The sequence below is a fragment of the Haloferula sp. BvORR071 genome (genome assembly GCF_000739615.1).
GTDB lineage: Bacteria > Verrucomicrobiota > Verrucomicrobiia > Verrucomicrobiales > Akkermansiaceae > Haloferula.
In genome coordinates, this window is record NZ_BATP01000034.1 from 176,271 (window position 1) to 199,490 (window position 23,220).

Here is a 23,220-nt window from a genome sequence, read left to right on the forward strand (position 1 = left end):
CTATTTTTCTGCATGAATTTTGCCCGCCTATCCTTGCTGTTGATGTTTCAAGGCTCTCTCGCTTTGGGGCAGGAGATTCATACCGATCAAATCGCCTTGGGCTACGACGCAGCCAGCGGCACCTTCTCTGCGACCGACAGGATCACCGGTCGTTGTTTCGTCAGCCAAGGCCGCCTTGATCGTGTGGAGCCGGGCGCCGTGGCCACCATGAAGGAGACGACCGATCCTGTTTTCGGTCTCGGTTCACAGCTTGCTATCCCCCATGGCACGGCAGGGGAGACTCGGCTGGAGCTCTATCCGGGCCTGCCCTTCCTGTTAGTCCGCCAGGTCCTCGCCAATACGGGCGATGAGGAGTTGGATGTCCGCCACGCCGTTCCCGCGACCTTCGCCTTGGACTTGGGCAAGGACTCCTCCGGCTTGGTGACCATGGGCACGGCCGGGCTCAAGCCAGTCGCGAAGAATCCCGGCTCCTATCTCTTCCTCACGCTCGCCGATCCCGCCACGCGGGAAGGCGTGGTCGCCGGCTGGCTGACCCATGAGCGTGGCGATGGAGTGTTGTTTTCCAATATCGGCAAGTTGGGGGCTGTGGAATTCAAGGCGCAGATCGACTACGGCCATCTGCGCATCCCTGCGGGAAAGTCGGAGACCCTGGAGACTCTGCTCATCGGTCACTTTGCCGATGCCCGGGTGGGCGAGGAGCTTTTTGCCGATGTCCTCAAGCGGCAGCACCACATCCAGCTCCGGCCCCAGGTCAATGGCTACTGCACCTGGTACAGTGAGGTGGGCGGCCTCACCGATCCCAAGCGCGGGGCCGGTGCCTTGAACGAAAAGGACATCGTCACCCTTGCTGACTTCGCGGCGAAGGAGCTGAAGCCCTTCGGATTCTCCTTCGTTCAGATCGACGATGAATGGCAGGACGGAGCGACCAACCCGGACGGCTCGCGGGTCAATGGCCCGCGCCGCGGCTTCACCCGCCACAAGCCCGATGGGCCCTATCCGTCCGGCATGGCGGCCACTGCCAAAAACCTCGCCGCTCGCGGCCTCACAACCGGGATCTGGTTTCTGCCCTTCGCCGCCAACCATCAGGACCAGGATTTCCCGAAGGAGTGGTTCATGCAGCGCCGCGATGGCATGCCTTACGAAACCACCTGGGGCGGCACATCCTTCGATCTTACGCGTCCGGAGGTCCAAGACTACCTGCGCCAGCTCGCTGGAACGATCCGCGGCTGGGGCATCAAGTATTTCAAGATGGATGGCCTGTGGACCGGTGCCTGTGCCGAGCAGGTCTACGTCAACGACGGCTACCTCGACGACGACCTCGGCAACAACAAGCCCTTCCATGATCCCAAGGTGACGAACATCGAGGCCCTGCGCCTCGGGCTGAAGACCTTGCGCGAGGGTGCAGGTCCGGATGTCTTCTTCTCCGGCTGCAATACCAGCCAGAACATGCGCTCGCTCGGCGCCGTGATTGGTCTGGTGGACTCGATGCGAATCGGCCCCGACAACGGCTTCGAGTGGCAGGATTGGCGCAAGGAGACCATGCACTTCGAAGGCGGCGGCATCATCACCGGCCCCGTCCGCGCCAGCCGCTTGTATTTCCTCCATGGCCGGGTCTGGTGGAACGATCCGGATCCGGCCTATGTCCGGCCGGCGGTGAAGCTGGAACACGCGCGCCTGCTGGCATCCTGGATTGCGGTCGCGGGGCAGTTCAATCTCAGCAGCGACTGGCTGCCAGGCTTGCCGCCGGAGCGTCTTGAGATCCTCAAGCGCTGCATGCCCAGCCATGCCGCCCAAGCGCGTCCGATCGACTATTTCGATACGCCGATGCCCTCGCAATGGCTGCTCACGGATCCATCGCAATCAAGCCGCCGCGATGTGCTCGGCCTCTACAACTGGGACTCGGAGGATAAGACGCTCGCCTGCGACACGGCCAAGGCGGGCCTGAAGGCTGGTACCACCTATCACGCCTTCGACTTCTGGGCCAACGCGCCCGCGCCGGACTTTGTGGACCGCTTTGAGTTCGCGGTGCCCAAGGAATCCTGCCGCATCCTCGCGCTTCGTGCCGTGGAAGACCACCCGGTGCTCGTCAGCACCTCGCGCCACGTGACCCAAGGGATCGTCGATGTCACCGGCGAAACCTGGAGCGGCTCCACCCTTTCCGCCACCTCCAGGGTAGTCGCTGGCGATGCCTACGAACTCCGCATCGCAGGCCTGAAGAATGGCTGGAAGCCCGGTGAAGTCCGCGTCTCCGCAGAGGATCAGGCCGCAAATGTCAGCATCGCGCCGCTTCCATCGGAAGATGGATGGCTGCGCGTGAAGATCCTCAGCAAGGACAGCCGCGAGGTGAAGTGGACGGTCGGCTTTGGGAAATAGGTGAAGTGCTGGAAACGAATATCGGATGCGCCCGTTGACGCTTCCGCGCGTCGCTGCTGGAATGCCGGGCATGTTACTCCGCCTGCTCCTCGTCGTATCGGGAGTTGCCACCTTGACCGCCGCACCGGTCGAGCTGGTACCGCCCTCACTGCGGAGCGCAGTACAACCGCAAATTGCGCTTACCTCTACCGGCCGCATCCACGTCACCTTCGGCCAAGGCAACGCGATCTATCACACCAGCTCTGCGGACGGCCGCGAGTTCTCCGCCCCGGTCAAGATCGGCGAGTTGGACAAGCTTGCACTCGGCAAGCGTCGCGGCCCGCGAATCACGGCAAGCGATGAAGTCCTGCTCGTCACCGCGATCTCGCACGCCGATGGCAAGCTCCATGCTTGGACCTCCACAGACAGTGGCAAGACCTGGAGCGAAGGCTCTTCTGTCAACACCGTGGACGGTTCCGCCCGCGAAGGGCTACAGACGCTGGCGGGAGACGGCCGGGGACGGGTTCTTGCAGCGTGGCTCGACCTGCGGGCGGGTGGCATGGAAGTGTGGAGCCGCGAATCGCGCGATGGCGGGAAGAGCTGGCAGCCTGAAATGCGGGTCTATGCGGCTCCTGGCGGGAACATTTGTCCCTGCTGCGTCCCGAACCTGGCGATCTCGCCGCAGGGCGAAGTTGCGGTGATGTGGCGGAACGAACTCGAGGGCTCGCGCGACCTCTACCTGGCGACCCGCAGCGGCGATCAACCCTTCTCGGATGCGGTGAAACTCGGCAGCGGCACCTGGCAATTGAAGGCCTGTCCCATGGACGGCGGCAGCTTGGCATTCTCCCCGGCTGGCAAGTGGCTCGCGGCTTGGCGCCGCGACAAAACAGTCTTCACCAGTTCCGCCGCAGGCCAAGAGCGGCTGCTGGGCTCGGATGCCAGCCAGCCGGTCGCCGCGTATGCCGGCGACACGCCGATCCTGCTTTGGGAAGCCGGCGACGCTCTGATGGCGAAGCGTGGCGATGCCTCGGCCGAACGCTTCGCCGCAGGCGCCAAGTCGGCCAGCGCCGTCAGCGGCAAAGATGCTGTCTATGTTGTTTGGGAAGGCAGCACGGCGGGAGAAAGGGCCTTGCTATTCGAGCGCGTCCGCTGACCTGCTGTCCTGCGGCAAGCGCTTCCACCAGGTCTCGCGCAATACCAGTGCGCAAGCCGTGCCGATCACCAGCACCGTGGCGGCCCAGGCCCACCAACGGCCGATGAGGTAGAAGGGGCTCAGGAACAAACACAGCAGCCCCACGTGAGACGCCAGCACGGTGATCAGCGTGCTTCTTCCTTCGCCTGCAGGCGCTGCCTCCACAGCCGCCGCCGCGCGCACTGGCCCCCACCAGCCGAAGGGCCGGACCTTCCGGTAGAAGTCCACCAGCGTTTCCATCGCCACCGGCTTGCCAGCCAGTGACACGATTACCGAGCCTACCAGCGCGGCCAAGTGGATCACCGGCGCATAGCCGTACTTGGGCCATGGCACCACCGCCGACCGGTTGTAGAAAAAAACCACCGTGGCCACAGCCATGCCCGCCAGCACCCCCGCGGCATAGCCCGAGCCGCTCATTCGCCACCAATACCAACGTAACACATTGGGTACCATCATCGCAGCCATCGGCCCGAGCAGGATCCAAGTCCACAGGTCATTGACCCGCTCGGCATGCAGGCCAATGGCGATCCCGCTCGCGACGAGAAAAGCTATGAAAACGTACCCAGTAACCATCAGCGAGCGCTCCCCGGTCTGTGGCCGCAGCACCTGCACCACATCCCGCACGAAGATCGCGGAGCCGGCATTCAGCATGGCGCTGAAACTCGCCATGAAGGCTGCCAGGAAACCCGCCACCACCAAGCCGCGCAGACCCGCTGGCATCGCCGCAAGAATCACCTCGGGCAGCACCTTCTCCGGGTCACCGCCGCTGTGAGAGAAGCCGCTCACCGCCAGCACCAGCACCGCGGCGACCAGCACCCAGCGGAACCACAGGATCACTCCCCAGCCGAGGCCAGCCAACGCCGCATCGCGCCCGCTGCTGGCGGCCAGGAAGCGCTGCTCGCCATAGTGGCCGCCCGCCCCGCCGAAGCCCATCAGCAAACCATTCGTCAACCATACCAAAATCATCAGCCCGAAGGGAGCCATATCCGCATACTTCTCGGGCAGCCCATCGAGATGCCACACCGGCATCGGTGAGGGGTTTACCGCGGCATGCACCGCCGCAACATCGGTATGGAAGATCGCGAAGCCGGCGATCACTAGGGCAGCCACTCCCATTAACACCGCCTGCACCGCATCCGTGACCACCACCGCGCGGAAGCCGCCGACCACCGCGTAGCAGAAGGTGAAAAGCATCGCTGCCGTGGCACACTGCCCGGCGGACCAAGGGAAGAAGACCGCGAGGAACTTGCCGCCGCCGGCGAAGGCGTAGCCCGACATGAAGACCAGGATCACCAGTGTGGCCACCGCCGACATCAGCCGCGCCAGCACCGCTCCCTGCGTTACACCGAAGCGGACCTGCAGCAACTCCACACCTGTTAGGACGCCGGTCCCGCGGATCCAGCGCGCCATCCACGACATTAGCACCGCCGCGATCAGGAAGGCGAAGCTCCAGAACACCCAAAACGATTTCATCCCGAGCAGAGCCACCATCGAGACCAGCCACAGCGTTCCGGAGATGTCGAAGTTCGATGCGCTACCCGAGAGCGCCAAAGCCCACCACGACATCTTCCGGTCGCCCAAGAAGTAGGCCGCCAGTCCCTGCGAGGAACGCCGCGCGAACCAGATCCCCACGCCCAGCATCGCGAGCAGGTAGAGGACGATAATGGCCAGATCGCTGAGCGGCAGCGGGGACTTCGCGGGCATGATCGGCAGTTAGCAAGGCTGTTGCGGCAGGCCGCAAGCGTCGAGTCCTGCTGGTCAAAGGAGCACCGATAATATGCAATAAAATACCGGATTTGGTGTATTTTTTGACGTTTAATACTAGTAGAAGAAGATATTGATTCCTGCGCCATGCTGATCCGAAACCTTCTCATCCTTGCCCTAGCGCTTCCCCTTGGGGCAATTGGCCAAGTCTCCGACGTGGCCAATATCGTGCCTGCGGTCCACTCGTGGAAGGCAGCGGAAGGCTCCCTGCGGGTTTCCGCCATTGCGCTAGAAGCCGCCCCGGCGAATGCCGAGACCCTGAAGCCGGCCGCGGCGGCGATCCGCGAAGACCTCGCCGCCCTGCTGGGCGATAGCACGCGTGGCGGCAAACCGGTGACCATGCTGCTCGCCCTCGATACCGCCGACCCCAAGCGCCCGGAAGCCTACACGGTGGAGATCACCGACAAGATCGTGATCCGCGGCACGACGCCAGCGGCGGTCTTTCTCGGCTCGCGCAGCGTTCTGCAGTTGCTCCGCCAATCGTCCGACCTGCCGAAGGGCACCATCAACGACTGGCCGGACTACAGGGGCCGCATGCTGATGCTCGATGTCGGCCGCAAGCCTTACCCGCTTCCCGCGCTCAAGGACTTCATCCGCCTGATGGCCTGGTACAAGATGAATGAGTTGCACCTTCATCTCAGCGATGAGGCTTTCGGTGGCACCTACACTGCCTTCCGCGTGGAGAGCAAGACCTTCCCTGGACTGGCCGCGAAGGACCTCTTCTACACTGCCGCTGACCTGCGCGATTTGCAGGATTTCGCGAAGGCCCGTGGCATCGTCATCACGCCGGAGATCGACATGCCCGGCCACGCCCGCTGCTTCACGAACTACTGGCCGGAGATCACGCTGAAGGATCACCCGAACTACATGGACGTCACCAATCCAAAGACGATTGAGGTGATGAAGCAGTTGCTCGATGAGATGATCCCGCTCTTCGATGCGCCGGACTTCCACATCGGCACCGACGAATACCGCGTCGACGGCCCGCGCAAAGAGGAGCTGCACGAATCCTTTCGCCAGTTCATCAACACGATGAACGCGCATGTCCGCTCGCGCGGAAAGAATACCCGCATCTGGTCCGGCTTCGAGCACATGGGTGGCACCACCGAGATCGATCCAACCGTGATCATCGACATGTGGGAGACCGATGATGCCAAGGGCCAGATCGCCAAGGGCCACCCGATCATCAATTCCAACCACGGTCGCACCTACCTCGTCCCCGGAGCCCACTACTACGGCATTAGCAGGTCCGGCATCTACCAAGGTTGGGAGCCGTGGATGGTGAGCGGCGACATGACCAAGAATCCGGCCAAGGACGATCCCAAGCTGCTCGGCGGCAAGCTCCACGTCTGGTTCGACCAAGGCCCGACGGGCTGGACCTTGACCGAAGTGGGAGAGAATACGCTGAGTGGCATCCATGCCTTCTCGGAAAAGCTGTGGGGCACCAAGGGCTCGGCGGATTATCCAGCCTTCACCAAGCGCGCGGAGAAGACCCTGCCGGTACCGGCGGTCACGCTACTCGACCGCTTGCCCGTCGGAAAGGAGGGCGTGATCCTCGATCTTCCCCGCGAGGTGGAGCTGAAGGATGAATCCTCCATGATCCCGCTGCCCTTGGCCAAGGCCGAGCGTGCCGATCTTGAATCGCCGTGGACGCTCACCATGGAGATCCGCCGCCGAGGTTTGAGCAAGGGCCGTGGCGTGATCCTTTCCTCTGACCTCGCGGAGATCTGTGCGAACTACTCCCGTCAGGAGGAAATCACGGAGACCGATCCCAATGGCAGCAAGAGCAAGAAGAAGCTGACCTTCCAAGGCATCTCAACCCTGCGTGCCGCAGGCACCCGCGAAGGCGATGGCACTCCCGGGAAGACCCGCGTTGCGCATGACACCGCGAAGTCCTCGGACAAGCAATTGCCCGATGGTCAGTGGGCGACACTCACGGTGGTCGGCGAGCCGGGCCGCAACACGATCTGGCTGAACGGCGAGAAGATCGCCGAGTCAGGTAACCAACTTGTCTGCCCCTTGCGCCAGCTTGGCGGCGGGGCTGGGGAGTCCTTCGTGGGAACCATCCGCAAGCTGCGCGTGGTGAATCGCGCGCTCATGCCCAAGGAAATCGGCCGTGCCGCCGGCCTCGACATTCCCGACAATCTCGCGGCAGGAGCAAAGGTTACCGCGACGGTATCGGATACCGCCCACGGCTTCACCCCGGAACTTGCGACCGACGATGACCTGAAGAGCCGCTGGTCTTCCGGACCGACCCAGGCCGAACAATCGCTGGCGCTTGATTTGGGCAAGGCGGTCGCCTTCAACACCGTGGCGATCGAATGGGAAGCCGCCGTGCCAGCCGATTACCGCGTGGAAGTCTCCGCTGATGGCAAGCAGTGGAAGCCAGTCTTCACCGGCGCTGCCCAGCCCGGCCGCACCAGCGCCAGCTTTCCCAACACCAAGGGCCGCCAAGTCCGTATCGTGATGAGCAAGCCGACCACACCGTGGGGCTACTCGATCCACAACGTCGAAGTCCTTGAGGCGAAATCACCGGCCGGGAAGAAGTGATAGCCGTCTTCACGCTCATCCTGTGGGCAGCGGAGAAATTGGGAAAAGTAGCCAAATGAAGTTCGCCGCAATCTTTCTTTCATGGGTGGCACTGCTGGGATCTCTCGCGGGAGCGGCGGAGCCCTATCCGGAGCCCGCGGCTCTGGTCACATCACCGGGAGGCACGACCTATCATGTCGACCCGGCCAAGGGCGACGATACCCGCGATGGGACCTCACCCGCCACCGCCTGGAAGACCTTCGCCCGCGTCAACGCCTTGCGGTTGGCCGGGGGTGACCGGGTCTTGGTCGCGCCTGGCCTGCATGAACTCTCCCTGACACCCCATGCCGCTGCCACGGTGGAGAAGCCCGCGCTGATCCGCTTTCTCCCGGGCACCCACGAGTTCGCGCCGGAGCGGGCCTTGCGCCGGCCGTGGTTCATCTCCAACTCGTGCGATGCGCCGAAGGTGCCGAAGCCAATGGGCATCCTGATCGAGGATGCAAAGCATCTCCGCCTCGAAGGGGCGGGTGCCAGCGGTGACCGCCGCAGCGTTCTGTTGATGGGCGGGCGCATGATCGAATTCGTTCACAGCCACTCCCAAGATATCGCCTGGCAGGGACTTGCCTTCGATCTCAAGCGTCCGACGGTTTCCGAGTTCCGCGTGGAGGAGGTTGCGGCTGACAGCGCGCTGATTCGCATTGCCGAGGGATCGACCTACGCGATCGATGGCGGCAAGTTCCAGTGGACTGGCGACCTCGGCAGCGGGGCCGTGATGGTCCAGCAGGCAATCCCGGAGGAAGGCCGCGCCTGGCGCGTCGGCTTGAACTGGGATCCCTTTGCCACGGCCACCGCCAGCGATGCTGGCAATGGCCGGGTCCGCTTGAATTGGGCCAAGGGAAACTTCGGCCTGATCAAGGGCCGGCAGTTCCAGTTCCGCCACATCTTCCGTGATTCGGCCGGCGCCTTCAATCAACGCTGCAAGGATCTGTCTTTCCGCGACTGCAGTTTCCATGCCCTGACCAACATGGGCATCGTCAGCCAGTTCAGCGAGAACCTGAGTTTTCAGAAGGTGAATATCGTCCCGCCGCCGGGCACGATCCGCACCTGTCCGTGCTGGGCGGATGCCTTGCACTTCTCCGGCTGCAAGGGCCGGATCACCGTGGACGAGTGCCGCTTCTCGGGCTTGCAGGATGATCCGATCAATGTCCACGGCACCCACCTGCGGATCGTCGGGAAGACTGCGGAGAAGCAATTGCAACTGCGCTTCATGCAGCCGCAGACCTACGGATTCGCTGCGTTTGAGCCGGGTGATGAGGTGGCGGTGATCGGTCACGCGAACCTTCGCGAGCTTCCGGACAATCCGCGCCGCAAGGTTGTGGCCATCGAAGCGAAGCCCGGCGACGCAAGTGGCAAGGATTGGCTTCTCACGCTCGACGGTCCGGTGCCGGACTTCGGTCCGGATGATGTGATCGACAATCTCACCTGGTATCCCGACCTGGTGGCGCGGAACAACCATGTCGATATGGCCTCATGCCGCGGCTTTCTCGTTACCACCCGCGGCAAGGCCTTGGTGGAGGGGAATACCTTCCACCGCTGCGCGATGCCGGGCCTTCTCGTCGAAGACGATGCCAACGGCTGGTTTGAGTCGGGCCCGATTCGTGACCTGACGATCCGCGGCAATCACTTCATCGGCTGCGGCATCAAGATCGATCCGCAGACCCGCACTCCGGAAGCGCCGGTGCACGAGAATATCCGCATCCTCAACAATGAGTTCGACAGCGGCTCAATCTCCGTGACCGGCACGCGCGGCCTCGCACTCCGCGGCAATCGCTTTGCCGGCGACGAGGCAATCGACCTGAAGCATTGCACCGAGGTAAGCCGGTGAACCCGGCTGGCGTTTAGAAAGCTCTCTTATATGCATCCACTCCTTCGCTCCGTCTTCCTGCTGGCTGGCATGGCACTGCTGCCATCTTTGGCAGCTGCCGAACCATCGGGCCGGCCGAATATTGTCTTCATCTTCGCGGACGACCACGCCCTGCAGGCGATCAGCGCTTACAATTTCCGCGGCCGCTCGCTGAATCAGACGCCGAACATCGACCGCATCGCCAAGGAGGGTGCGATCTTCCGCAATAATTTCTGCGCGAACTCCATCTGTTCGCCGAGTCGTGCCACGGTGTTGACCGGCAAGCACAGCCACCTCAATGGTGTGACCACTTGGGAGAAGTTCGACGGCTCGCAGTTCACCTTTGCGAAGGCCTTGCAGGCTGCCGGTTACCGCACGGGGATCTTTGGCAAGTGGCACCTGACCTCGGAGCCGACCGGCTTCGATGAGTGGATGGTCCATCCGGGACAAGGCTCCTACCACAATCCGGACTTCATCACCCCGCAGGGCAACAGGCGCATCCCTGGCTACGCTACCGACGTTACCACCGATCTCTCCCTGGATTTCATCAAGCGCCACAAGGAAGAGGGCCAGCCATTCCTGGTGATGTGCCAGTACAAGGCTCCTCACCGCACCTGGCAGCCGCCGACGGGGGAAGCAGGGCGACGCGCTCTAGGAAGCTTCGCCGAGCCGCCCAATTTGTTCGATACCTACGAGGGGCGTAGTAAGCCGGTGGCACGTCACCTCATGGGCATCGATCGCCACATGAAGCTCGACTATGACCTCAAGGTCCCGGTCGAGAAGTCGAACGAATGGGCCCGTATGACCGAGATCCAGCATGAGGCCTACCATCACTTCTATGACGACGAGAATCGCGCCTTCCTCGAGGCGAATCTGACCGGCAAGGACCTGGTCCGCTGGAAATACCAGCGCTACCTGCGCGACTACCTGAGCTGCGTCGATTCCATCGATTCCAATGTCGGCCGTATTCTTGCTTGCCTCAAGGAGTCCGGGCTCGATCGCAACACGCTGGTGGTCTATAGCTCCGACCAAGGTTTCTACCTCGGCGAGCACGGCTGGTTCGACAAGCGCTGGATGTATGAGGAATCATTCCGGATGCCGTTGTTGATACGCTGGCCGGGACACATCGAGGCGGGCACTGAGGTCGGGCAACTCACGCAGAACATCGACTTCGCGCCCACCTTCCTTGCGGCGGCGGGGTTGCCGGTGCCGCCAGAGGTCCAGGGATTGAGCCTCATGCCTCTGCTCACCAAGCAGCCGGTCGCCTGGCGTGATGCGCTCTACTATCACTATTACGATGGCCCGGGTGAGCATGGTGTGGCCAAGCACTACGGGGTCCGCACTGATCGCTACAAACTGATCCGCTTCTACGCCGATGACGCCTGGGAGCTCTACGATCTGGAAAAGGATCCCGAGGAGATGCATTCCGTCTACGATGATCCGGCCTATACCACGGTGCGTGCGGAACTCACCGCCAAGCTGGATGAGCTGAAGAAGCAATACGCCAATCCGATCCTGACTGTCGCCGACGAGAAGAAGCTGTCCGCGAAGCCATAGACATCTCACCTCTCTTCGTGAACATGATGCCTCATCAACGCCCCTTCGTTGCTTCCTTTGCGGCTCTGGCTGTCGTGCTGGTTGCCGGTGCCCGTGCCGCTGATCCGGTCGCGGACTGGTTGGTGGATCCCTCGCCTTACCATGCCCGCATTGCGGAGAACCGCGACAAGGGCGAACTCGTTCTGGAGAATGGCTTGGCCCGGCGGGTGATTCGCTTGGGTCCCAATGCCGCGACCATCTCCTTGGAGAACTTGGTCACTGGGGAGTATCTTTTGCGGGCGGTTGCCCCCGAAGCCCGGGTGACGATCGACGGCGTGGACTACCCGGTGGGCGGCCTCACCGGACAGAGCATCCAGAACTATCTCAAGGAAGACTGGGTCAAGGATCTCCGCCCGCTGCCCGGCGCCTATCAGTTTTCAGGCTTGGAAGAGCAGCCGGTGTCCAAGCGCCTCGATTGGAAGAAGCGCCCGGAGTGGCTGGCGAAGGATCACCCGTGGCCGCCACCCGGCAAGCATGTGGTGATGCACTACAACCCGCCCGCCGCGCCTGCGGCCACGCTCTCCGGGAAGCTGCTGTATGAAGAGAAGTTCGGAGCCTTTGCGCAGCCCAAGGCCGGGTGGTCCGTAACCGCAAGCAAGGCCCACGCCCGCTCCTCCTTCGCCAACGAGGGCAAGGCGGGAGAGATCATGGCCTTGCCGGATACCTCCGTTTTCGCGGAACGTGACTGGCCGGAAGCTGCGGTTTCGGTCGAGCTCACGCTCGATGCGGGCGACGACACGATTTCCAACGCCTGGGGCCCCGGGCTCGCCCTCGTGGCAGGAGACGGCAGCGCGGTGAATTTCATCATCCGCCCGAATCAGCAGGTCTTCGAAACCCCTGCTGGCTTGGCCGGCAAATTCGACCGCAGCAAGCCGATCCGGCTTCGTGCGGCGCTCGCGGATGGGAAGGTGGTGCTGGAAGCCGCGCAGGGTGGTGACCCACTTCAGAACATCACCACGCTGCCTTTTGCCAAGCCGCCGGTGAAGCTCCGCATCGGCAAGGTCGGCCGCGGTGGCAAGGGCGGTGACTACGATGGTGCCGACATAAACGGCAATCTGGTCCGCTGCCATCTGTTGGAATTGGCGATTCGGGGTGCCGAGCCCGCCGGCCGCGCTACCCCGCGCATGGACCTCCCGCAGATCGCCGTCCACTACGAGCTCTACGACGGCATCCCGCTCTTTTCCAAATGGCTTACTGTAAGCCAGAGCAGTGCGAAAGCCGTGCGTCTCAATGCCTTCGTCAGCGATGAGTTGAAGCTCGCCGAGGTGGAATCTTCGGTAAACAACACGCCGAATACCGAGAAGTACAACCTGTGGGTGGAGAGCGACATGGCCTTCGGCGATATGGTGCCGGAATACGCCAATCCCTGCGTGCGTTTCGTCTCTGATCCTGAGTATTCCACTCAGGTCCACTACGAGCGGCAGACGCCTTGCCTCATGCGCTGCCAGCCGCCGATCGGCCCCGACCAAGAGGTTTCCGCGGGCAAGCCATTCGAATCCTTCCGCGTCTTCGAATTGCTTCTGGATTCGACCGAGCGCGAGCGTCGCTCGCTGGCTCGGCGTAAGATGTACCGCATCATCGCTCCATGGACGCAGGAAAACCCGCTGATGTTCCATAAGGTCCAGTCGGATCCCGCGACCATCCGCGACGCCATCGACCAGGCGGCGGAGGTCGGCTTTGAGATGGTCATCATGTCCTTCGGCTCCGGCTTCAACTTCGAGAGCCGGGACAAGGCCTACTGGGATCGCTACAAGGAACTCGCGGACTATGGGCGCAGCAAGGGCATTGCGCTGGGTGCCTACTCGCTGCTCGCCTCGCGTGGTGCGGGCAATGCCAAGGACAATACCCAGGGCAGTCCGGCCCGTTACGGCGTGATGCCGTGCCTCGGCACGCAGTGGGGCCGGGACTATCTGAACAACATCGTGGATTTCACCCGCCACTCCGGGCTCACGGTGTTTGAAAATGATGGCTCCTACCCCGGCGACATCTGTGCCGCCACGGATCATCCCTTCCATCACGGCAAGGAAGATTCCCAGTGGGTCATGTGGCGCGCCATCACCGATCAATACAAGGCTCTGCGTGCCGAGGGAGTCTTCCTCAATATCCCCGACTGGTACTACCTGACCGGTGGTAACAAGTGCGGGATGGGCTATCGTGAGACCAACTGGAGTCTGCCGCGTGCCGAACAGGAGATTATTGAGCGCCAGAACATGTATGACGGCACCTGGGTCAAGACCCAGAGCATGGGCTGGATGTTCGTGCCGTTGTCCCAATATCACGGCGGCGGTGCCGAGGCGACCATCGAGCCGCTCAAGGAGCACCTGCCGCACTACGAGGCCCGCTTCGCGAACTTGTTAGGTTACGGCGTGCAGGCTTGCTACCGCGGACCCCGCCTCTTCGATTCACCGGAGACCAAGGCACTGGTGACGAAGTGGGTCTCCTTCTACAAGCAGCATCGCGACGTGCTCGACAACGGCGACATCATCCACCTGCGCCGCCCGAATGGCCAGGATTGGGATGGAGTGCTGCACGCCAATCCCTCCGGCAAGGAGAAGGGTCTGGCCTGCTTCTACAATCCCCTCAACGAGGAGATCATCCGCGAGATCCGCCTGCCACTGCACTACACCGGCCTGCGGAAAAACGCCCGGATCTCCGTGGATGGCGGCGGCCCTCAAACCGTGGCGCTGAATGAAGCCAACGAGGTCCTGCTGACGCTCAAGATCCCGGCCCAAGGGCGGACTTTCGTCCTGTGTGCCGAGTGAGCTTTTTCACTCTGTCTTGAGATAGTCCAACTCCAGCGCCTGGAAGCAAGTGCTCAGCTCCTCGTCCGTCAGGGGCCGCTCCCAGACCAGGAAGCGCGCGATCTGTCCATCGAAGGACTCGACGCCAGGGTGGCTGGTGGCATCGCGCTCTTGGCCGATGGCCATGCGCGAGGGATTGGCAGCGGCATTGACGGGGACCTCGCCGGTCGCCGCGGCTTTGGCGCTATCGACGAAGAGTTCCAAAGCTACCGTGCCCGTTCCGGCGGCCATGCGGCCTGCCAGCAGATGAAACTTGTCGCTTGTCAGCTTGGCGGGGACCTCGATCTTGGGATTGTTCGCGTCGAAGCGTCCGAAGGTAATGCCATTGCGAGCTCCCCACCACGGCGTGTTGTCATCGTTGAGGCAGCCCCAGATGCCCTCGTACTTCTCCCCGTTCCGGAGATTGCCGAAGAACGAATTCACATCCTTCAATCCTTCGCGTTGCTCATGCACGGCAAGCACCGCGATCCACGTATGGCCCTTGCCCGTGCTCAGGCCATCGAAGGCATCCTCGTCCATGCACACCAGCTCTTGCTGGCGGAAATCCAGGGCGGCCCTGCCTTTGATCTTCACCAGGCTTGGGCGCCCGGATCCAGCTTCCTTGCGCCCCTCGTCGCGTTTGACAAATTCCTTCGTGCTTGGAGTGACCGCAGCCTGATTCGTCCACACCGCCACCTTGTCGCCATCTTCCAGCGTGACCCCCTTGTCTGCGTCCAGATCGATAACGAGCCCCTTTTCGGGCAAGAGCTCGGCAGTGGCGGTTCCGATCAGGGCGAGCAAGGCGAGGCGGTGCATCCGGGCTTCTACGGAGCCCGGCGGGCATTTCCAACGTCTTGGGAGAAATACCCTCCCCAATTGGATAGAAAGGTCCGCGCCCGCACTGCGGAATTCTCCTCGAATCCTGTGAGTGGAAACATTCCCCTGCTGTGAAATGATGCGGTGTGGCTCGAAGTGATTTCAGTGCGGAATTCCGGAAGACGGGGTGGGGGGGCTATGCGCTTCTGGCGCTGGCTCTGGTTCTGCCCTTGGCTGCCGCTCCTGAATCTTTAGGCCAGCTCCGTGAGCGGGTCGCGAGGGGACGCAGCGCGGTGACGGACCTCACCCTCACCGGCTGTGTACGGGCCTCAGACAGGGCAGCCGGACTGTTGGCGATGGAGGATGAATCGGGTACGGAGATCCTTCGCCTCGCGCTGCCTGCTCCCGCGTGGGCCGAGCTACGGGCGGGGGTGTGGGTGGAGCTGGATTTCCAGCGGGTCTGCTTCTCCCGCGGCGATTGCGTGATCGAGTGCGGTACGGGACCGGTGGTGCAGGTGGACGGCCGGCATTCGCCGGTCGCCGCGGCTGGTTCCGCGTATCTGGCGCAGGGTTATCAACCGCTTCGTGTCGAATGGTTCAATGCGCGCACGCAGTCGCGCTTGCAGATCGGCGTGCAGGGACCGGGGCTGGAGCTCGCGGAGATTCCCGAGTCTTGGCTCTGGCATTTGCCGGCAGAGAAAGAGAAGCCGGAGCCGGGCCTGAGTTATGAGCTGTTCGAAGTTCCCGGAATCGCGGTGCTGGACGAAATTCCGGAGTACGGTGGCATGCGGCAAGGGATCGCATCGAAAATCGATGCCGCGTTGGCGGAGGACAAGCCGGGGATGGCGCTTCGTTTCACCGGCCTTTTATCAATCCCTGCCGCGGGCGAATATCGCTTTCGCATGGACTGTGATGATGGAGCCGCGCTTCGTCTAACAGCACCTGCGCCCGCATGGAAGATCCTCCTTGGCCCGCCTCCGGGCAAGGCGGCGGGGCAGTCCGGGCCGGGATGGTCGAGCTTCAGCGGCCGGGTCAGCTATGCCGCCGCTGAGCGTGGCAGGATGCGCTTGGAACTCGTCGCCGGTTCATCCCGCTGCGAGGTGCTGGTGCTAAATCCGGGCAACCTCGATTCAAGATTCCTACAAGGAAGAATGGTCGGCATCTCGGGTGTCGGCCATGAGGGAGGCATCTGCGCGCTGAGCAAGGAGAACATGCGCTTCGAGGATACCACGGCGCCGGAGCGCGCCCATCTGGTGACTGCAGGAGAGGTGCGCGAGCTGCCGCCGGAGAAAGCGGCGAAGTCCTTGCCAGTCGCGCTGGAAGGCGTGGTGACGATGGCGAACTACCGCTCCATGGTGATTCAGGACGAGAGCGGCGGGATCTTCGTCCTTGATGAGCTCCAGCACTTCGATCCCATTCCCCAGGCGGGTGAGCGCTGGCGGCTGGAAGGCCGAACCGCGCGTGGCGACTTCTCGCCGATCGTGATCTCCAGCGCTGCCAAGTTCCTCGGCAGCGGAGCGCTTCCGGCACCGCGGCGGCCATCGTGGGAAGAGCTTCAGAACGGCAGCCCGGATGCGGAGCAGGTGGAGATCGAAGGGGTGATCGTGAGCACCACCGCGACGCAGGCGGAACTGCTCACGCGCGATGGCACCGTGGTGCTGCGCGATGAGGAGTTCTACCCCTTGCCCGGGGAGCTGCACCAGCCGGAGAGCCGTGCGCGCTTGACCGGCAGCCGGGTCCGCTTGCGCGGGGTCTTCGCCACCAGTTGGGATCGCACTCTCGGTCGGCTCGATCCGGGCGTCTTCTCATTGGGAAATGCCACGCTGGCAGAAGATGAGCCGGCGCCGAAGAGCGCGGCGGAGGTGCCACTGGTGACGATCTCGGATCTGTGGAGCTTCACCTCCAAGTCAACCGCGCTCAATCGAGTGCGACTCAAGGGTCAAATGATGGCGCGGCGCGGCGATCTTTATCTGCTCTCCGATGGCGCGAGTACGTTGCGGCTGGCCAGCAGGACACCGCTGGCCTTGAAGTCCGGGGAGAGCGTGGAGGCAGTGGGCTTCGCACGCACTGGCAGAGTCTCACCGCTGCTGCTCTATCCCGAGGTGCAGGTGGCAGGCAGCAGTCCGCTGCCCCCGGCAAAGCCACTGGATCCCCAAGCCCCGCCAGACGTCTTGTTAGATGGAACGATGGTCTCGCTGGAGGCGAAGGTGCTGAGCGACACGCTGCGACAGGATGAGCGTAGCCTGGAACTGGAGGCGGGGTCCGCGCGCTTCCTCGCCGTGGTGCCCGCGGATGCGGCGCAGTCAATCGCTCCCATTGGCCGCGATACGAAGGTCCGCGTGTCGGGCGTGTATTTCGGCGGCACTCCCGGCGACACTGGCTCTGGCTCGGGGGCCTTCGAGATTCGCTTGGTAAATGGGGAGGGGATTGTGGTGCTTGCCCGGCCATCGTGGTGGACCGCGCAGCGGCTCGGTATCCTTGCGATCACCCTTCTGGGAGGGCTCGCGCTGGTAGTCACTTGGGCGATGATGCTGCACCGGCTGGTGGCCAAGCGCAGTGCCGAGCTGGCCGCTGAGATCGCGGAAAAAGAGCATGCAGAAAGTGAGCGCGTGCTGGAGATGGAGCGAGCCCGCGTGGCCCGTGATCTCCACGATGAACTCGGCGCGGGGCTCACGGAGATCGGGATGTTGAGCTCGCTCTTGGAGAAGCCGGAAGTCCCTGTGGCAACCAAGTCAGGCTACGTGGCGACCCTGCGGGATGTCTCGCGGTCCTTGGTGGCCGGACTGGATGAAATCGTATGGGCCGTCAATCCGGGCTACGATTCGGTGGATGATGCCGCGAGCTACCTCTGGCTTCAGGCCCAGCGCCTATTGAAGCCCGCGGGCATCGAGTGCCGGCTGATCAATCGTGAGGAACTGCCCTATCAACATCTCGGCTCGCGCTTGCGGCATTCCCTGCTGCTCGCCTTCAAGGAAGCCGTGAACAATGTCGTCCGTCACTCGCAAGCCAATGTTGTCGAGCTGGGCATCGCAGTTGAAAGCGGGAAGGTCGTGCTGACCGTGGCTGACAACGGCGTCGGCATCGATCCAAGCAATCCGGGGGAGCCTGGCAGTCAAGGCCTCACCGGTATGCGCCAGCGGATGCGCGAGCTGGGCGGCGAGTGTGAAGTGACCAGCGAAGCAAGCCGCGGAACCACCGTGAAACTCATCCTGCCAATCTAACGGAATGAAAGCGAAGACTCAAGTCGCCGTCGTCGAGGACAGCCCAACCACCCGCGAGGCGCTCAAGACTATCATTGACCTGACCCCCGATCTCGAATGCGTGGCGATTTGCTCCACCGGCGAGGAGGCGCTCAAGATCTTGCCCAAGCTCCGGCCGGAGATGGTGCTGATGGACATCCAGCTTCCGGGGATCTCGGGGATCGATTGTGTCGGTCAGCTGAAGGAGAAGCTGCCGGAGGTCTTGGTCATCATGGTGACGGTGTATGAGGACCCCGTGCGGATCTTCAGCGCCTTGCGGGCCGGTGCCTGTGGCTATCTGCTGAAGCGCTCCTCGCCGGAAGACGTGGTCGCAGCGATCCGCGAAGTGCGCGGCGGTGGTGGCGCGATGAGCGGGGGAGTTGCGATGAAGGTGATCCAGTATTTCAGTTCGCAGCAGAGCAAGAGCGAGGAGCTGGAAACCCTGACGCGGCGCGAGACGGAAGTGCTGGAGCTGGTGTCCTTCGGCCTGAGCAACAAGGACATCGCCAGCCGCCTGAACTTCACCGTGGATGCGGTACGTTGGCACTTGAAGAACGTCTACGCGAAGCTGCATGTGCACACTCGCACGGAGGCCGCATTGAAGTTCCGGGGCGGCCAGTGAGCCGCGGCGGCGTTCTCCCTACTTGGGGAGGTGGGCACAGGTCGGGCGGGTTCTAGCGTGGAGGTAAGACAGGGAAACACCTGTCGCTTTCATGGACATGCACGGATTCGGACGATCGGTATTGGCGGGGATAGGAGCGTTGGCGCTAGCGGGCTCGGGCCTTTTGCACGCGGAGGGGCAGGATATTGTCAACATCGTCAACTTCATTCGCGGCGTCGAGCCGCGCTCGAATGTGAACCTGGTCGAACCGGTGGAACGGCAGCTCCAGCTGGCCCGTCAGCACAAGCTGCCCACCACTTGGTTGATCCAGTATGATGCCCTGATCCGCCCGGAATTCACGGAGTTACTGAAGCGCGAGATGGGGCCGGATGATGAGGTCGGCGCGTGGATCGAGGTGGTGCAACCGCAGGTGGAGGCCGCAGGACTCAAGTGGCGCGGTCGCTTCCCTTGGGACTGGCACGTGAATGTCGGCTTCACCCACGGCTATTCCGTGGAAGAGCGGAAGAAGCTGATGGATGTCTACATGGCGAAGTACAAGGAGGTCTTCGGCAAGTATCCCAAGTCCGCCGGCTGCTGGATCATCGATGCGCCGACGCTGAATTATTTGCACGACCAGTATGGCATCGAGGCCGCGTGCAATTGCAAGGACCAGAGCGGCACCGATGGCTACACGTTGTGGGGCGGCTACTGGAACCAAGCCTACTATCCCAGCCGCTTGAATGCTTTCATGCCGGCCCAAACCGCGGAGCACCAGCTCGACGTGCCGGTCTTCCGCATGCTCGGCAGCGATCCGGTGCACCAGTATGACCAAGGCATCGGCACCTCGTGGCAGGGCGTCCTGACCTTGGAGCCGGTGTATCGCCCGGGTGGCGGCGATCCACGCTGGGTCGATTGGTTTTTCAAGACGAACTTCGAGCAGCCGAGCCTTGCCTTCTCCTACATGCAGGCCGGGCAGGAAAACTCCTTTGGCTGGCCTGCGATGTCGGCCGGGCTCACCGATCAGTATGCGAAGCTCGCCGCCTTCCGCAACGAAGGGAAGATCCGGGTGGAAACCCTGCAGGCCTCCGGCAAGTGGTTCCGCGACAACTTCAAGACAACACCCGCGACTTCCGTGGTCGCGCTTGACGACGCGAAGGGCAAGCCCAGCCGGAGCATCTGGTATGAGAGCCGGTTCTATCGCGTGAACCTTTGCTGGGAGGGTGATGAATGGCGCATCCGCGATCTCCAAGTCTTCAATCAAGACTACCCCGAGCGCTATCTCGACAAGCAGGAGACCACCGCGACGGCGACCTACGACACGCTGCCGGTGATGGATGGCTTCCACTGGAGCAAGCGCGGCGAGCTGGCCGGAATCCGCGGCGTGCTCCGTTCCTCAGGAGTCTCGCAGCCGCTGTCGACCACCGGCATCCCGGAGGTGAGGGAGGAAGGTGCGGAGTCGCTGGTGGTGAGTTGCGCGCTGGCGTCCTCGGGCACACTCCGCTTCCGCTGTGAGCCGACGCGCATCACCGTCGAACTAACAGGTGAATCGGCGCCCGCCGGCTGGGGCCTCGAACTCGCATGGGCGGAAGGCAAAGAGATCCCGCTGACCGGCGTCAGCAAACACACGCTCACCTTCAAACACGAGGGCTTCGGCTACTCCCTGCCCTGTGGCGCGAGCGAAGTATCCCGCATCGACGGCAAGAACAAGATCCTCATCAAAGAGGCCGATGGCGCGGTGATCTTCAACTTCGATTCCAACAAGTCCTCATCCTGAACCTCTCCCCCTGACCCTCCCCAAAAAAATCCCAGACCCATGAAATCCAAACTCATACCCCTGCTCGCCTTGGCTGCTTCGGCATCCGCCGCCAATGCCTCGATCCTGATCCAGGAGCTGTTCGACAACATCTCCGCCACGAATCTCACCTTGGATGGCGCTGGCAGCACTCCGACGTCCGTCGGCCTGACAGGCAACTGGGCTACCAACGGCAGCACGGGCATCTTCACCGCGAACAACTTCAATGTCCAAGGGGCGACGCTACCCGGTTTGCCAGCCAGCGATGCCGCGAATGGTGGTATCTGGAACAACGTGGGCAACTGGGGAACGAGTGTCTACGCGACCCGCCCGCTCGCCACACCGATCGATTTCGGCGTGGATCGCGTGATCTATTTCAGCGTGCGCCTGCGGAATCCGGGCGACACCGCGATGGGTGTTGGCCTCGCCTCCGGTGGTGGGCCGACCGATCAATTCATAGGCGCGGGCTTCACCTGGAACAATGCCATCCCGATTGGGTCTGCGTCGAACATCGCGGGCAACTCGTCCTACATTTCCCACGGAGTGCTGGATGGTGCCGTGCAGAGCGGCGTTTACGGCATCCGCGTCTATGAAGGCCAGAACACTGTGAATACCTACGGCCTGTTGGTCGGCCGCATCACTATAAAGGCCACTGGTGATGACCAGATCCAGATCAAGCGCTACGCCGAGAACGCGACGATCGACAATGACCTCAGCGCGATCGTGTGGAGCGCCTCGAGCTCGGTGAACTCATCCATGGTGGCTTCCCGCCTCTTGCTGTGGATGAACGGGCAGGGGAATGGTGAGCTGGATGCGATCCGCTTCGGCGACACCTGGACCGATGTCACCGGAGTCACTCTCGCGGGAGCCGGACAGCCAGCCCTCTCGGGTGCGGCGGTTGCCAATATCACCGGCACCAGCGCCCAGACGAGTGTCAATCTCTTCACCGCGGCGGCGGACATCTCCCTGAACTGGGATACCGTTGACCAAGGAACGGGCCCGTGGACCAGCTCGGACTCGCTGGGCAACCGACCGGTCGGTCCTATCAGCGCGTCACTCCCCGGACTCACGCCGGACACGCTTTACTTCTACCGTTTCCACGCGGTGAACACGATCGCCGATCCAGATCTGGAAGCATGGAGCGAGCCCGGCACATCCTTTGCCACCGCTCCCACAGGCTTGGCCGTCGCGGATCTGCAGGCTGCTCCCTCCACCACCTATGAGGTCGATCTCTTCTGGGGCGACAACTTCGCCACGGAGACCGGTTTCACCATCCAGCGCTCACCCGCGGGTGCAGGCACCTGGACCACGGTGGGAACAGCTCCGGCAAATTCGATGCTCTACACCGACCGGCTTTCGGGCCTGCATGCGAATACCGCTTACGACTACCGCATCATCGCCAAGAACGCAGCCGGGGAATCGAACCCATCGAACATCGCGACCGTCACGACGCTGCCAGCCACCCCGCTGGAAACCAAACTCCTGATCAACTTCGACGGCACGCTCGACGGGACCACCTACACGCTCGGCGCGGGTGAGGTCGATGCGACCGGCTCCTTCAAGGCCAACGGCGCTCCCGTGGTGAATGGCGGCTTGGCGACCCTGAATCCCGGTGCCGAGAACGGCCCCGATGGCTTCGATATCAATCCCGCCACGCTCGGCAATCTGACCACGCAGAACTGGGTGGCAGAGGCCCTGGTGACTTACCACTCGACCGGCACGGTGACCACGCCTGTGCTGATCGATGTCCAGGGCGACTGCAACATCCGCCTGCGTGAAGAAGCCAATCCGAACCTACTCCAGATGTTCTATTGGAATGGCAGCGCGGTTCAGCAGAAGTTCACTGCCTTGCCACCGAGCGGCGTGCAGGTGCACATCGCCTATGCGTGGGATGCCGGCAGCGCTACCCTGACAGGGTATGTGAATGGCGTGCCCTTTGGATCGTCCAGCGCAGGTGGCTTCGCGACTCCCGATCTGAGCACCTTGAGCTTTGGCTACTTCGGCCGCACCGGTTTCGAAGGGCGCGGTATCGATGGCATACTCAATGCCGTGTCTTTCCAGACTGGCACCGCCACCTTGAATCCTGCCACCGGTTTCCTGATCCTGCCCGAGACGCAGACCTTCGCGGAATGGATTGCTGGCTACCCGGGTGTGGGAAGTCTAACCGGTTTCAATGACGATGCGGATGGCGACGGCCTCTCGAACGGCTTGGAGGGCTTCCTGGGAACTAACCCGGCCGCCGCAAACGGCGCCGCGATGACCCCGGTTTCCAAGAGTGGTAATGTCTTCACCTTCACTCATCCCCAGGCAAGCCCGGCCCTCAGCGACGTGACCGCTTCCTATCAGTGGTCGCTCAATCTCGGGGCCTGGTATGCGGGCGACGGCGTGGATGGCCCGGTCGGAGGTCCGAAGGTCAACATCCCGGCAGTCTCTCCGGTGGGTGGCACGGCCACGGTGACAGCGACGAGCAGCACTCCCGTGGGCCAGCTCTTCGTCCGCATCGTGGTCAATCATTGATGGGGCCTCGTGATCCGGAGAAGTGAGTGAAGAAAAGCAGCTCCTTCCCCGGATGTGGATTCTCTCTCAGTCACCGGCTTTTGGGTTTCCGGTCACTGAAAAGGTGACCCATTGGCATCATCTCCCGGCTGGCAGGGTG

General features: G+C 62.7%; 12 protein-coding genes. 10 read left to right on the top strand and 2 right to left on the bottom strand.

Features of this window, described 5'->3' with window-relative positions:
- Positions 1-12: 12 nt before the first annotated feature.
- Together BV071_RS19355 and BV071_RS19360 are read left to right on the top strand one after the other, a co-directional pair.
- Entirely contained in the window at positions 13-2,373 is a 2,361-nt protein-coding gene (locus tag BV071_RS19355) for a hypothetical protein (protein WP_265594630.1), read from the top strand.
- 70 nt (positions 2,374-2,443) lie between these two features.
- Positions 2,444-3,505: a sialidase family protein gene (locus tag BV071_RS19360; protein WP_052573603.1), complete on the top strand. Its 1,062-nt coding sequence runs from the start codon at positions 2,444-2,446 to the stop codon at positions 3,503-3,505.
- On the opposite strand, the gene BV071_RS19365 is transcribed toward BV071_RS19360, so the two are convergent.
- A complete protein-coding gene (locus tag BV071_RS19365) occupies positions 3,485-5,248 on the bottom strand; it encodes a hypothetical protein (protein ID WP_035610793.1) in 1,764 nt (587 codons plus the stop codon). The two genes, BV071_RS19360 and BV071_RS19365, sit on opposite strands and share 21 nt — an antisense overlap.
- A 147-nt stretch (positions 5,249-5,395) precedes the next feature.
- Between BV071_RS19365 and BV071_RS19370 the strand changes: the two genes are divergently transcribed.
- Genes BV071_RS19370 through BV071_RS19385 form a run of 4 tightly spaced genes read left to right on the top strand, consistent with a single transcriptional unit; the run spans position 5,396 to position 14,098 of the window.
- A complete protein-coding gene (locus tag BV071_RS19370) occupies positions 5,396-7,858 on the top strand; it encodes a family 20 glycosylhydrolase (RefSeq protein WP_035610795.1) in 2,463 nt (820 codons plus the stop codon).
- 55 nt (positions 7,859-7,913) lie between these two features.
- On the top strand, positions 7,914-9,722 hold the full coding sequence (locus BV071_RS33280; RefSeq protein WP_052573605.1) for a right-handed parallel beta-helix repeat-containing protein: 1,809 nt from the start codon (positions 7,914-7,916) through the stop codon (positions 9,720-9,722).
- Between the two features lie 30 nt (positions 9,723-9,752).
- A complete protein-coding gene (locus tag BV071_RS19380; protein ID WP_075090955.1) occupies positions 9,753-11,297 on the top strand; it encodes a sulfatase in 1,545 nt (514 codons plus the stop codon).
- Between the two features lie 23 nt (positions 11,298-11,320).
- Positions 11,321-14,098 carry a hypothetical protein gene (locus tag BV071_RS19385; RefSeq protein ID WP_265594631.1) on the top strand — a complete coding sequence of 926 codons (2,778 nt, stop codon included), beginning with the start codon at positions 11,321-11,323 and terminating at the stop codon, positions 14,096-14,098.
- A gap of 6 nt (positions 14,099-14,104) precedes the next feature.
- Here BV071_RS19385 and BV071_RS19390 read toward each other — a convergent pair whose 3' ends face one another.
- Positions 14,105-14,932 (bottom strand): LamG-like jellyroll fold domain-containing protein, encoded by an 828-nt coding sequence (locus BV071_RS19390; protein WP_035610800.1) that lies wholly within the window; start codon positions 14,930-14,932, stop codon positions 14,105-14,107.
- A 230-nt stretch (positions 14,933-15,162) separates the two neighbouring features.
- Between BV071_RS19390 and BV071_RS19395 the strand changes: the two genes are divergently transcribed.
- The 4 genes from BV071_RS19395 (at position 15,163) to BV071_RS19410 (ending at position 23,081) form a co-directional block, all read left to right on the top strand.
- Positions 15,163-18,153 carry an ATP-binding protein gene (locus BV071_RS19395; protein WP_265594632.1) on the top strand — a complete coding sequence of 997 codons (2,991 nt, stop codon included), beginning with the start codon at positions 15,163-15,165 and terminating at the stop codon, positions 18,151-18,153.
- A gap of 4 nt (positions 18,154-18,157) precedes the next feature.
- Positions 18,158-18,793, top strand: coding sequence for a response regulator transcription factor (locus tag BV071_RS19400; protein WP_035610804.1), 636 nt, complete (start codon positions 18,158-18,160; stop codon positions 18,791-18,793).
- Positions 18,794-18,884: 91 nt separating this feature from the next.
- Positions 18,885-20,546, top strand: a complete 1,662-nt coding sequence (locus BV071_RS19405) for a hypothetical protein (RefSeq protein WP_265594633.1) — start codon at positions 18,885-18,887, stop codon at positions 20,544-20,546.
- Between the two features lie 39 nt (positions 20,547-20,585).
- Positions 20,586-23,081: a hypothetical protein gene (locus tag BV071_RS19410; protein WP_035610806.1), complete on the top strand. Its 2,496-nt coding sequence runs from the start codon at positions 20,586-20,588 to the stop codon at positions 23,079-23,081.
- Positions 23,082-23,220 lie beyond the last annotated feature (139 nt).

Bases quoted from the DNA above. Each gene is read 5' to 3' on its own strand.
- BV071_RS19385 (WP_265594631.1), top strand. From the start codon at position 11,321: ATGATGCCTCATCAACGCCCCTTCGTTGCTTCCTTTGCGGCTCTGGCT.
- BV071_RS33280 (WP_052573605.1), top strand. From the start codon at position 7,914: ATGAAGTTCGCCGCAATCTTTCTTTCATGGGTGGCACTGCTGGGATCT.
- BV071_RS19405 (WP_265594633.1), top strand. From the start codon at position 18,885: ATGGACATGCACGGATTCGGACGATCGGTATTGGCGGGGATAGGAGCG.
- BV071_RS19365 (WP_035610793.1), bottom strand. From the start codon at position 5,248: ATGCCCGCGAAGTCCCCGCTGCCGCTCAGCGATCTGGCCATTATCGTC.
- BV071_RS19355 (WP_265594630.1), top strand. From the start codon at position 13: ATGAATTTTGCCCGCCTATCCTTGCTGTTGATGTTTCAAGGCTCTCTC.
- BV071_RS19380 (WP_075090955.1), top strand. From the start codon at position 9,753: ATGCATCCACTCCTTCGCTCCGTCTTCCTGCTGGCTGGCATGGCACTG.
- BV071_RS19390 (WP_035610800.1), bottom strand. From the start codon at position 14,932: ATGCACCGCCTCGCCTTGCTCGCCCTGATCGGAACCGCCACTGCCGAG.
- BV071_RS19360 (WP_052573603.1), top strand. From the start codon at position 2,444: ATGTTACTCCGCCTGCTCCTCGTCGTATCGGGAGTTGCCACCTTGACC.
- BV071_RS19410 (WP_035610806.1), top strand. From the start codon at position 20,586: ATGAAATCCAAACTCATACCCCTGCTCGCCTTGGCTGCTTCGGCATCC.
- BV071_RS19400 (WP_035610804.1), top strand. From the start codon at position 18,158: ATGAAAGCGAAGACTCAAGTCGCCGTCGTCGAGGACAGCCCAACCACC.
- BV071_RS19370 (WP_035610795.1), top strand. From the start codon at position 5,396: ATGCTGATCCGAAACCTTCTCATCCTTGCCCTAGCGCTTCCCCTTGGG.